Source organism: Bacillus sp. HY001 (assembly GCF_007558965.1).
GTDB classification, from domain to species: Bacteria; Bacillota; Bacilli; order Bacillales; family Bacillaceae_G; genus Bacillus_A; species Bacillus_A mobilis.
The window spans coordinates 1-11,383 of record NZ_VLTE01000086.1 but is presented as its reverse complement, the minus strand read 5'-3'; the positions used below and the strand labels follow the sequence as shown (position 1 = coordinate 11,383).

The window sequence follows — 11,383 nt, the reverse complement described above, 5'->3', positions numbered from 1 at the left end:
TAACTTCTGTATCTCCATCCCCTACTTTAAGAAAAATATAATTACACTTAAATCTACCAACAATACCTTTAATTTTTGTTCGTATATCCACTAATCATTTTCATAAAATATAAAAGAGTCTCATTAAAAAATGAGACTCTTTTACCATTTCATATTTAAATCATTTTTGAAGTTTGTTTCCCTAAAATAAACACTTTAGTAAACACCATCATGATAACTACTATAGCTAGAAAATAAAGCGGCATCACAAGTAACGAACCCGTATGCAGCTGGCTCATTCCCCAAATCGTCATCGTTACAATTACATAGTACCCTAAGCTAAATAATGCTCCTGCTGTACCAATAACATCTTGAAAATCTACTAATGCTAAACTTAAACAGTTAGGTAACGCTACTCCAATTCCTAATAGCAATATTAACATCGCTATTAAAAATCCTATCATATATATTACATTCGGATTTGATCCAACAAACGTAATAACAGATAAAAGGATAGCTCCTCCTGTCATTACGAGACAACCGATATATATAATCTTCTCTGGTTTATACGTGGCAAGCAATCGTTTCGAAACTTTCGCCCCAATAATAGAAGCAGAAGCAACAACAATTCCTAAAAGTCCATACATACTAGGCGATAACTGAAAGTATTCAATAAAGATAAATGGCGCTTCTGCATAATAGCTAAATAAAACACCATTCGCTCCTCCAATTAATACCCCATATGTTACTACTTTCGGATTTGTAACCAACCGTTTTAAAACAGAAAACACATTTATTTTATTCGTTACTGAGTCCGTTTTTGTTTCCGGAAGAGAAACAAACGTATACAGAAAAATCCCGACACTCATAACTACTAAACTCAAAAATACGATTTTAAATCCAAACATTTGATCAAGAAAGCCACCAATTAACGGTCCTATCGCTGGTGTAAAAGCAATGACTGCCGAGATTTGAGCAAACATAACATGCCTCTTATGCCCTTCTACACTTTCACGAAGAATCGTTTGTGTCACAACAGAGCCAGCACTTGCTCCAAACGCTTGAATAAAACGACTTAGCAATAAAACTTCAATGGAATTTGCAATAAAGCATAAGAAACTTCCAGCGCCATATACGACAATTCCAAATAACATTGCCGGGCGACGGCCAATTATATCTGATAACCATCCAATAAAAAATACACCTAAAGCAAATCCAGCGAAATACACACTAAGTGTTAACTGTACCTCATTATTACTTACATGTAACGCCTTTGAAATATCAGGTAAAGACGGTGTGTAAATCGTTTCACTAATTTGCGGAAATGCGACAAGAACAATCATTAACAAAAGTGATGGTACTGAGACTTTTTTCATTTTTCATACCCTCCTATAACTTTGAAAATCTCAGAAGTAAAAAGACTTTCCTAAGCTACGGAACAGGAGGGGCCATTATAGAAATACGGTCATAAAACAACAAAGAAAACACCTCAATTACGTATGTTAATACTTATAGGAGGGTAATATTAACATTGATTTTTTAAATATACTTTTTCAATTATATTACATATTGCGTTTCTTTTTCTAGTGTTAAACCTTGAAGGATTCCTTGATACCAACACCTTTTTATGGAATAATTAGGAATAGTTTGAATTGATAGATCAAATTATTAAACGATAGACTAGCATATTTCTAATTTCGCAAAGCTTACAAACAGGAGGATTTTTGTAATGATTGAAATTTTAAGGACAGTAATAAATTTTCTAATTGCTCTCTTCTCAGGAGAATTACCAATTGTATATTATGTGTGGATTATTACCCTATTCCTAATTCAAATAGGCCAATCTACTCTGAATTATAAACTCTTTAACAAGAAAAATAACTTCAGCACTTATACATCGGAAGGATTACTTGCTTTTATTATTTTATTATTTGGAGGTATGTTAGTATCTAAATTACTTGCTTACATAATAGACGATCCTACTATTAGTATGACAAATTTAACACATTATTTTATTTCTCTTATTATATTAACTATATTTGTCGTCATAAGCTGTCTTAAAGATTTTATAGAAACATCTATCAAAAATAAAAATGTGTCTCTTTTTAGCTTTTTAGTAGTTTCCTTAATAACAAGTATACTTTCATTCAAGTTTTTACCACCTTTAATCGAAGGTTCTTTTTCTCTTTCTCAATCTTTTATAACCACTTTAATCATTCTTGTAACTATATCAATTCCTCTATTAATTGCCTTAGAGGATAAGTATGCAGATGAAGAGTAATTCTTACATCCATAGTGTGAAATTAGATGTCTATTCTTTTTGAACGGTATTATTAAAAAACAACATAGTCATTGAATCGAAAATTACATAGAAATGAGGAAATACAATTGAGCATTGAACAACAATTATATGATGCAGTGAAAAGTTTAATTGACCAAAGATACCCACATGGTTGGGGCGGAGCTGCAGCAATTCGTGTAGAAGATGGATCCATTTATACAAGTGTGGCCCCTGACGTAATAAACGCTTCAACAGAACTTTGTATGGAAACAGGTGCTATTTTAGAGGCCCATAAATTTCATAAGAAAGTTACACATTCGATTTGTCTTGCAAGGGAAAATGAGCATTCTGAGTTAAAAGTATTATCTCCTTGTGGTGTATGCCAAGAACGTTTATTTTATTGGGGACCAGAAGTACTATGCGCCATTACAAATTCTAAACAAGATATTATTTTCAAACCGTTAAAAGAATTGCAGCCATACCATTGGAGCGAAGCATATCATGATGAATTCACAAAAGAATGGAGTACAAGATAAAGTAAAATCTGCTCGCAAATAGCGAGAGAATAAAAATGATTCACTAAAAAAGCACCGTCACAAATGACGATGCTTTTTCTATGTAAGAGCTACTAGAAGGTTTCCTTCTAGCCTACTCCCATTTATAAGTCCAAAATTGTTCAAGTTGCAGCCATTTTAATGTTGCTGCATCTTTATTTTTGATTTTTGCATGTGTGTCTTCCAGCATTGCTTCTGTTTGGGAACGATGCGCGCCTAGTGCAGCTAATTTATGATCAAACACTTCACTAATATTATTTACAACATCCGGCTCACCTAATACAGCTTCGCGATTTTTCGTAATCGCGACTGCATGAATGACTGGACGTTCTTCTTTTGACATACGTGATACAGCGCGAACGACTGCGCGGCCAAATGCATCATGATCTGGATGTACGCCGTGCTCTGGATAAAATGTAATAATTCGAGATGGATTTACTTCTTGAATGATTGCTTCAATTTTATCTGCAACGAAATCAACATCTTCAAATTCTAACGTTTTATCATGGAAACCAAGCATTCTTAAATCTTGAATTCCCATCGCTTCACATGCATCTTTTAATTCTTTTTCACGGATATTTGGAATCGTTTCACGGTTAGCAAATACATTTTTCCCCATGTTACGTCCCATTTGTCCTAAAGTACCGCACGCATACGTTACAGGTACTCCTTGATCTGTTAATAAGCGAATTGTTCCTCCCGCAGCAAATGCTTCATCATCTGGATGCGGAAATACAACAAGTACATGTCTCTCCATAAGTTTCCCTCCTTCTTACTTAAATGGTGTTAAGCTTAACTCAAGTGCAACTGCTAAGCGACCTTGATTATCATGCCCTGCAAGTAATAAACGCTCTTTATCGTCTACTTCCCAGTGCGTAATACCTTCTGCATATACCCAACCATGATCCATTTTCAAACCAACTCGGTATGGATTCGTTCCAGTAATCTTCCCGCGTTCAAAGCGAATAATTGCATTTCGAATGAATGCTCCAACTGTCATCATCTTTTCGTTAAAGTGTGACGCATACGCTCCGTTCGTTGTTTCTAAATGAATATATACATCTTTATTTACAAAACGTTCAATTTCATTTTGAATAAGAGAACTATCTTTTACTATTTCCATCGGAATTCACCTCTTTAAACCATTTTACGCAAAAATAATGTAAATTGCTATCTCTATATTAGAGGACAACGCCCACTTTTCCTAATAATTTGCACTGTGTTTTTTATATTTTTTATATCATATGTAAAAATCATATTTTTTCCTTCACTTTGTTAAATAGTTTTCTTTCTTTTTTGAATTTGCTACAATATATTTTATCCCGTATTTATGCAGCGAGATACATTTCGACAATTGAATACATACTTTAAAGAAGGTGACATGATTGGATCAATCAGCACATGAAGTAGCAAATTGGCAATATTATTTTGCAATTGCCGTATTTTTAATCACGTACGGATTTATTATTTCTGAGAAATTGAATCGTGCTGTAATCGCACTATTCGGTGCTGCTATTATGATTATTTTTGGCGTTGTAGATTTACATACTGCTTTCACATCACATATTCAATGGGAAACGATCACCCTTTTAATTGGGATGATGATTCTCGTACACATTACGAGTCAATCAGGCGTATTTGAATTTGTGGCCATTAAAGCGGCAAAAGCAGCTGGCGGAAAACCGATCCGCATTTTATTATTGCTATCCTTATTAACTGCTGTCGGATCAGCATTTTTGGACAACGTAACAACCGTTTTACTAATCGTTCCTGTTACACTATCCATTACACGTATTTTAAAAGTAAACCCTGTTCCTTATTTGATTTCAGAAGTGCTATTTTCAAATATAGGCGGAACAGCAACATTAATTGGTGACCCACCGAACATTATGATTGGATCAGCAAATAAGCATTTAGATTTTAATGCCTTTTTACTAAACTTAGCTCCAATCGTAATTATTATTTCTATCGTTACACTCGGCATTATTTACTTTATGTATCGCAACAAACTAAAAACAACACCTGAGCAAATCGAAAAACTTATGGTATTAAACGAAAAAGATTACATTAAAGATCAAAGCCTCCTTTTAAAATCAATTACGATTTTGGGACTAACTATTTTAGGCTTTATCCTCCATTCTGTTATTCATGTAGACGCTGCCGTTGTCGCGATGACAGGCGCTACACTTCTTATGCTAATTGGAGTAAAGGAACATGATATTGAAGATGTATTTGCCCACGTTGAATGGGTGACCATTTTCTTCTTCGCCGGACTATTCGTTCTCGTTGGCGGGTTAATTGATATCGGACTTATTTCTTCACTTGCAAAAGAAGTACTCGACGTAACAAATGGCGATATCGGTTTCGCTGCGATACTTATCTTGTGGGTATCAGGCATCGCATCTGCGACAATTGACAATATACCCTTTGTCGCAACGATGATCCCGCTTATTCAAGATTTAGCTACAGGGCTCGGATTATCTGTCGACTCTCCGCAAATCGAAGTACTATGGTGGGCGCTTTCACTTGGAGCTTGCTTAGGCGGAAACGGAACATTAATCGGAGCATCCGCAAACGTAGTCGTTGCTGGTATTGCAAAACGTGAAGGACATGCTTTCTCTTATATGGACTTCTTAAAAATTGGCTTACCCTTAACTATCATTGCATTACTATTATCACATGCTTATATTTATTTACGTTATTTAATGTAAAAGTTATAGTGCGTGAAATTATATCGACGATTTTTAAAATATATCGATCGTTTCTTCGAATATATCAACGATTTTCTAAGTATATCGACGATTCGACAGAGAATATCGACTTACCGACAAATAACGACAACGAAAAAGGTATGCAGCTCTACATTGCATACCTTTTTTTCGTTCACCAAAATATACCGATAATTGCTAATCCACCTAATATCATACCGCCAATTTGTCCAACGATTGCCGGTGATAATTGAACACCTTTTCGCACTTCAACAACCGGTCTTTCGTGCCTTAGTTGCTGCACTTCACTTTGCAGTTGATGTACACTTCCGTGCAATTCTTTAATTAGTTCCTTTAATTCAGCGACTTCTTCATTTACTGGTTTTGCTTTTTCTAAATTCATTTTGCATAACTCCTTTTTCTCTAATCAACACATTGTAAAAATTCTCCAACAAGTGCTCTTTTTCCTTTCTTCACAGTCTCATTTCTAAATTATTCATATAATAGATTTCAGAATGCGATTAAAAAAAAGCTTAAATTTATATCTATACCTCTTTATAAACCTGAATTTTCAGTTATAATTAATTGCACAATTACATTTTATGCCAATTTATTAAAAAGGAGGAATTCTAGTTGACTATTCTATCTATCAATAATTTATCAAAAAATTACAAACATAAAAAAATATTAGATGGCATTAACCTCACCATCAACTCCCCAGGAATTTGGGCTTTAGTTGGTCCTAACGGTGTTGGTAAAACTACTTTTTTAAATGTAGTTACCAACCTTTTGCCAGCTACATCTGGAAATATTGAATTGATCGGGAAATCTAACAAAGATGTTTCTGTGTTTACAGACGTTTCTTTTTTACAGGCCAATTCTGTACTATATGACTATTTAAACGGCTACGACCATCTTGCATTCATTTGTGATGTGCAAAAATTTTCAAAAGAACGCATGAATGAAGTTGCAAAATATGTAGGAATGGAAAATTATGCGAAGAGGAAAATTAAAGATTACTCCTTAGGTATGAAACAACACCTTCTCTTAGCGATGGCAATCTTAAACAAACCAAAGCTTATGTTCCTTGATGAACCTCTGAATGGTTTGGATCCAACTAGTGCGATACTGATGAGAAACATTTTATTACGCTTAGTAGAAGAAGGTACAACAATCATTCTTTCTTCTCATAATTTATCAGAAATTGACCGTGTTACAAAGAAGATTCTTTTTTTAAAAGACGGCAAATTAATAGAAGAGGATATGACAAAGTACGAAAAAATTCATTATCACTTCTTATTTTCAAATTTAAAACACGCACAACACGTTTTATTACAAGAAAACGTACAAGCAGTGTTAACTAAGAAAAGCCTTCGAATTCAATTAGAACACCACACCATTCAAGACCTTATTAATCTATTTCATTCTCATAACATTACTATTATTGATATTCAAAAAGAAGTTATCGGTTCTGAAAAAAGATATGAAGAAGTATTTCATGTATGTGGTGATACGACATGAAAATATTTCTATTCGAACTAAAAAAAATGCTCTACTCTAACATTCTCTTTACTTTAATCATTGCTACTATACTAATCATCTGCGGGTTATTTCTTCATAATGCGCTTAAACAAGACATAGTCCAAATGAAAAAAATAGATTTTTTTTCCAAATACGAAACAGAAGTTTTTAATCAAGTTACAGGAGATCAAGATTCATTAAAAAAAGGACCTAACGCAAAAATTGAATCTCGATTAGAGATTGGACTTCCGCTATTAAAACATTTAAATCAACTTATACAAGAAGTAAAGGATAACAAGTGGAAAAATGAATTACAGACTGAAATGAAAGTTTATGACTTAGCTATGCACTTTCAACAAGTAGAAGGAGGCTTCTCAGCTAGCGAAAAAGATATGAAAAAAGCAATTCAACTGAATGAAAACTTATTACAACAAGGTTTGCCAAAAGAAGACCTTGACCTTTCCATTCAACCATCTCTATTTATGAAAAAAGTAATTTCACTACTACTCAATGCCCCAGGATTCCTTATTTTACTACTCTTACTAGGTACAGTCATTACGAAAGAATTTGAAGACCATACGATTAAGTTAGCCTATACTTTACCTATTTCTCGTAGTCACTATGTCTTAATAAAATTTTTCAGTTTACTTGTTGTTAGTCTCCTATGGATTTTACTAGTATTTTCACTGTCTTATATACTACCGACAATATTCGGAAAATCTACCGGTAATATTTTTAATTACCCGCTTTTCACAAAAACAGAAACTATTACTAGTTCAGGTACTTACTTAAAAACAGCTCTCACTTACAGTCTATTTTATTCCACTGTAGCTATTTCCTTATTAGTGCTCATTGGATTTTGGATAAGAAATACTCTTGTTACATATTTAATTCTCACTTTTATTTTGAGCATTGGTTTCATTTTATCAAAAATCGGCTTTAATCCGTTTCTATCCCCCCTTTCCTATCAACAAATAGATCGCGTCATTTTAGATAATAATGGATATTATCCATTAGGTGCAGTGGTGTTAATTGGAAGTACATTTTTGCTCTTACTATGTGCCATATGCATGAATCGAAAGCGAGGTGTGTAATATGAAGCAACTCTTCCAATTTGAATTCAAAAAATCTTTCAAGAAAAAAACAACATGGATTGCTTTATTCACTTCTATTCTTTTCGTTAGTAGTTTATATTTCTTAAATTATTCTGTCGCGAAAGATATCCAGCGTGGAAATTTATCATTTGCACAATATAGCGTTAACATTTCGCAACAGGCTTTAAAAGAACTAGAACTGCAAAAGATTGAAGCTGAACAAAATGGCGATGTTGAAAAAATTACCGAAAACAAATTAGCTATTCAAGAATATCAGCAATCTCTTTCAAAGAAGAACAAATGGATCGCGAACTATTCTCAAGGTAATTGGGAAGAAATATATGAAGAAAATATAAGTGAATTACAATTTATATTCAAGAGCTCAAAAGGCACTAACACATTCCCTTACGCAATTGAGAAACAATATATTTCCTTATTTACAGCACGAGCAACGTTGGAAGAATTATTATTACTGAAAAAAAATACAGTTGAACCATTTATTCAAAATACTACTTATACCCCCTTCCTATTTACAATTTACGATCAATTTACAGGTAGTGCCTTAGATCAATGGAAAAAGAGCACTATGCGTTATGGTACAACTGGCTCATTATTTTTATATCAAATAATCCAGTACTACTATATACCAGTACTCATTTTATTGGGGTGCTTTATTTTCGGAAATAATATTTCTTCTGAAATGAATAATAAGAAGCGTGGTTTGCATTTTTACTATACTTTGCCTATTAAACGAAAATCATTATTTCTAACGAAGTATTTTAGTGGATTCCTTTCTACACTTGTTTTCGTTTTACTAATGCTACTCATTCCTTTGTTATGTAGCTATTTTACGAAAGGAGTCGGGAGCTTCAATTACCCAGTCCTTATATATGAAGGATCAGAGCCTAATCCATTTGGCAGTGAGTATAATAGTTTAAATCCCATTAAAGATCAATTTCACTTTATCACTTTGAAAAATTACTTTGGACAAGTATTATTACTAACTGTTTTACTAACATTTTTTCTATATTCTTTTTACTACATTTCATCGCTTTTACTAAAAAGCCTAAGTATTACAACGTCTATTGTAGGTATTATAACTTTTATCGGAATGAAAAGTTTCTCGTCTTCTTACAATCCATTTACTTACGTGAATATTCACAGTGTTCTCACTGGCGAAACAGCGACTTTAGTTTTTAATCCTTCTATTAATCTTTCAACTGGGATTATGTTAACATTTGTCTTAGGCTGTACTCTTTTATTCGCAGGATACAAATTATTTATAAGAACATATAATTAGTACTAAAAATAAAAAAGGAAAACTAGTACCTACCTAGTTTTCCTTTTTATTCAATTATTCATAGTATGAATAATTGAATTGTTATCATCATTTCTATTTTTGCAGCTCTATCCATTCCCCCCGCAATATCCCCATAATAATACGATCAAAACACTTCCCATCTCTTTGAACTGCTTCTCTCATACAGCCCTCTATCTGAAAATCCATTTTTTTATACAACTCAATAGCAGCTTTATTATAAGAAATAACATCCAGACCGACGCGGTGCAAATTCAATTCATAGAAAGCATATTTTAAGATAAGATAGATCGCTTCTCTTCCATATCCTTTCCCTCTATCATTTGCATCTCCTATACCAATTGCTAATAAACCCGTTCTGTTATTCCACTCTATGCCATGAATTGCAACAAAACCAATTAAGCGATCTTCTTGAACTGTCCTTACCATGAAAGCGACACTATTCGATCTTCGCCCCTTTAATAGCCCATCACTCGCTATTTCTTGTATCGATTGCGGAAATGCTACATCTGTATCTACATTCCTTACATACTCACTATCTTCTTGCCACATAGCCATTACTTCAGCATCTGCTTCTCTCATAGCTGTTAATTTCATTGTTTTATTTTGAAAAAGATTCACTGTCATTTCAAACTCCCCCTTTTTTAATAACGGGGATACTTATTTTAACCTATTTATCCCCTTATTCCATAAACTGCTTTATAAACGGGATACTTACAATAAGCGCCGACATTGGCACATCTCCTCTACATTGAATTAACTTCATTTTACATTTTTTTATTTTTTCAAACAAACTAATTATAGTTCTCTATCATTTAGAACTATAGTATACTAAATTATTCTTCAGATTATTCAATCAAAACAAGAACTCATAGAAGGTGAAAACATGTTTTATGTAAAACAACTACTCTATTTTACTTATGAACAAGCATTATCCTGTTTATTCCCAGTCGTTATTTTCTTAACACTAGCCCTTTCAAAAACCATTTCGATTCCAGGGTTGTACCGATATGATTTCATACTCATCGTATGTCTTCTTATGCAGTGGATTATGTACAAGACTGGGCTTGAGACGAAGGATGAATTAAAAGTAATTACTGTTTTTCACCTTATCGGCCTTCTACTAGAAATATATAAAGTACATTTCGGTTCATGGAGTTATCCGGAAGAGGCGTATTCAAAAGTTTTTGGAGTTCCGCTTTACAGTGGCTTTATGTATGCAAGTGTTGCAAGTTATATATGCCAAGCGTGGAGAAGATTGCATTTACAAATGCACCATTGGCCGAGGGCTATTTTTGCAATACCTTTAGGAGCAATGATTTACTTCAATTTTTTCGCCCATCATTTTCTATATGACTTTAGATGGGTATTAACTTTACTATTATTCATCGTTTTCTTTCGGACATTTGTAGAATTTTCATTACGAGGCGTTACATATAAAATGCCACTCGTTCTCTCCTTTTTCCTTATCGGATTCTTCATTTGGATTGCGGAAAACATCGCAACATTTTTCGGAGCATGGCAATATCCAAATCAACGGGAAGTATGGAATCTCGTTCACTTAAGCAAAATTAGTTCATGGTTTTTACTCGTTGTTATTAGCATTATGATTGTTACACAACTTAAACATTTGAAGGCGTCTAAAAGATAGTGCTGATTATATAAAAACAGGTAGCCCATCACTCATTAGAAAGTGATGGGCTTTTTTATCTTCCTTATTAAAGTAGTTACACATTATGAACTACTACTAGCTGAAGAGGTTGCTACAGATGAAGCGGCAATCGTTGCCATCATAGCTGCCTGTTGTGCTTGTATGAGAACTTCTATCATAGTTTGTAAACCTGTGTTAGTAGCTTTACTTTCCTCACCTTTCTGACTGACGAACAGTTGAATAGCAATAAGAATATTCGCATCAGTATGCCAACGGA

13 protein-coding genes are annotated in these 11,383 nt (G+C 33.6%); 7 read left to right on the top strand and 6 right to left on the bottom strand.

The genetic code is table 11. The features are described from left to right. Positions 1-155: 155 nt before the first annotated feature. On the bottom strand, positions 156-1,355 hold the full coding sequence (locus FOT98_RS26775; RefSeq protein WP_063262570.1) for a multidrug effflux MFS transporter: 1,200 nt from the start codon (positions 1,353-1,355) through the stop codon (positions 156-158). 353 nt (positions 1,356-1,708) lie between these two features. Here FOT98_RS26775 and FOT98_RS26770 point away from each other — a divergent pair, with 353 nt between their 5' ends. After that, complete coding sequence (locus tag FOT98_RS26770) at positions 1,709-2,260, top strand: DUF5823 family protein (RefSeq protein ID WP_063262569.1); 552 nt, start codon at positions 1,709-1,711, stop codon at positions 2,258-2,260. A 107-nt stretch (positions 2,261-2,367) separates the two neighbouring features. After that, positions 2,368-2,796 (top strand): cytidine deaminase, encoded by a 429-nt coding sequence (locus tag FOT98_RS26765; RefSeq protein WP_063262568.1) that lies wholly within the window; start codon positions 2,368-2,370, stop codon positions 2,794-2,796. 112 nt (positions 2,797-2,908) lie between these two features. On the opposite strand, the gene bshB2 is transcribed toward FOT98_RS26765, so the two are convergent. Both bshB2 and FOT98_RS26755 read right to left on the bottom strand, forming a co-directional pair. After that, on the bottom strand, positions 2,909-3,571 hold the full coding sequence (gene bshB2 / locus FOT98_RS26760; protein WP_063262567.1) for a bacillithiol biosynthesis deacetylase BshB2: 663 nt from the start codon (positions 3,569-3,571) through the stop codon (positions 2,909-2,911). A gap of 15 nt (positions 3,572-3,586) precedes the next feature. Beyond that, the gene (locus FOT98_RS26755; RefSeq protein WP_000407039.1) at positions 3,587-3,937 is read right to left on the bottom strand and encodes a YojF family protein; all 351 of its coding nucleotides are present in this window, start codon (positions 3,935-3,937) and stop codon (positions 3,587-3,589) included. 262 nt (positions 3,938-4,199) lie between these two features. Between FOT98_RS26755 and FOT98_RS26750 the strand changes: the two genes are divergently transcribed. Continuing rightward, on the top strand, positions 4,200-5,525 hold the full coding sequence (locus FOT98_RS26750) for an ArsB/NhaD family transporter (protein ID WP_063262566.1): 1,326 nt from the start codon (positions 4,200-4,202) through the stop codon (positions 5,523-5,525). A gap of 172 nt (positions 5,526-5,697) precedes the next feature. On the opposite strand, the gene FOT98_RS26745 is transcribed toward FOT98_RS26750, so the two are convergent. Next, entirely contained in the window at positions 5,698-5,925 is a 228-nt protein-coding gene (locus FOT98_RS26745) for a coiled-coil domain-containing protein (RefSeq protein WP_001047302.1), read from the bottom strand. A gap of 230 nt (positions 5,926-6,155) precedes the next feature. On the opposite strand from FOT98_RS26745, the gene FOT98_RS26740 reads away from it, so the two are divergent. The 3 genes from FOT98_RS26740 to FOT98_RS26730 are packed head-to-tail and all read left to right on the top strand — an operon-like array spanning position 6,156 to position 9,437. After that, on the top strand, positions 6,156-7,043 hold the full coding sequence (locus FOT98_RS26740) for an ABC transporter ATP-binding protein (protein WP_063262565.1): 888 nt from the start codon (positions 6,156-6,158) through the stop codon (positions 7,041-7,043). Beyond that, on the top strand, positions 7,040-8,137 hold the full coding sequence (locus tag FOT98_RS26735; protein ID WP_063262564.1) for an ABC transporter permease: 1,098 nt from the start codon (positions 7,040-7,042) through the stop codon (positions 8,135-8,137). The genes FOT98_RS26740 and FOT98_RS26735 overlap by 4 nt, the downstream gene beginning before the upstream one ends. 1 nt (position 8,138) lies before the next feature. Next, positions 8,139-9,437: an ABC transporter permease subunit gene (locus FOT98_RS26730; protein WP_063262563.1), complete on the top strand. Its 1,299-nt coding sequence runs from the start codon at positions 8,139-8,141 to the stop codon at positions 9,435-9,437. Between the two features lie 93 nt (positions 9,438-9,530). Here the strand turns inward: FOT98_RS26730 and FOT98_RS26725 are convergent, their stop codons facing one another. Further along, positions 9,531-10,082: a GNAT family N-acetyltransferase gene (locus tag FOT98_RS26725; RefSeq protein ID WP_063262562.1), complete on the bottom strand. Its 552-nt coding sequence runs from the start codon at positions 10,080-10,082 to the stop codon at positions 9,531-9,533. 259 nt (positions 10,083-10,341) lie between these two features. On the opposite strand from FOT98_RS26725, the gene FOT98_RS26720 reads away from it, so the two are divergent. Then, entirely contained in the window at positions 10,342-11,106 is a 765-nt protein-coding gene (locus FOT98_RS26720; RefSeq protein ID WP_063262561.1) for a DUF817 domain-containing protein, read from the top strand. A gap of 83 nt (positions 11,107-11,189) precedes the next feature. On the opposite strand, the gene FOT98_RS26715 is transcribed toward FOT98_RS26720, so the two are convergent. Beyond that, positions 11,190-11,383 (bottom strand): DUF4003 family protein (locus FOT98_RS26715; protein ID WP_144291185.1); only part of this gene is annotated, 194 nt, incomplete at its 5' end.

Coding starts and splice junctions, on each gene's coding strand:
- FOT98_RS26775 (WP_063262570.1), bottom strand. CDS start 1,355: ATGAAAAAAGTCTCAGTACCATCACTTTTGTTAATGATTGTTCTTGTC.
- FOT98_RS26770 (WP_063262569.1), top strand. CDS start 1,709: ATGATTGAAATTTTAAGGACAGTAATAAATTTTCTAATTGCTCTCTTC.
- bshB2 (WP_063262567.1), bottom strand. CDS start 3,571: ATGGAGAGACATGTACTTGTTGTATTTCCGCATCCAGATGATGAAGCA.
- FOT98_RS26755 (WP_000407039.1), bottom strand. CDS start 3,937: ATGGAAATAGTAAAAGATAGTTCTCTTATTCAAAATGAAATTGAACGT.
- FOT98_RS26745 (WP_001047302.1), bottom strand. CDS start 5,925: ATGAATTTAGAAAAAGCAAAACCAGTAAATGAAGAAGTCGCTGAATTA.
- FOT98_RS26735 (WP_063262564.1), top strand. CDS start 7,040: ATGAAAATATTTCTATTCGAACTAAAAAAAATGCTCTACTCTAACATT.
- FOT98_RS26730 (WP_063262563.1), top strand. CDS start 8,139: ATGAAGCAACTCTTCCAATTTGAATTCAAAAAATCTTTCAAGAAAAAA.
- FOT98_RS26725 (WP_063262562.1), bottom strand. CDS start 10,082: ATGACAGTGAATCTTTTTCAAAATAAAACAATGAAATTAACAGCTATG.
- FOT98_RS26720 (WP_063262561.1), top strand. CDS start 10,342: ATGTTTTATGTAAAACAACTACTCTATTTTACTTATGAACAAGCATTA.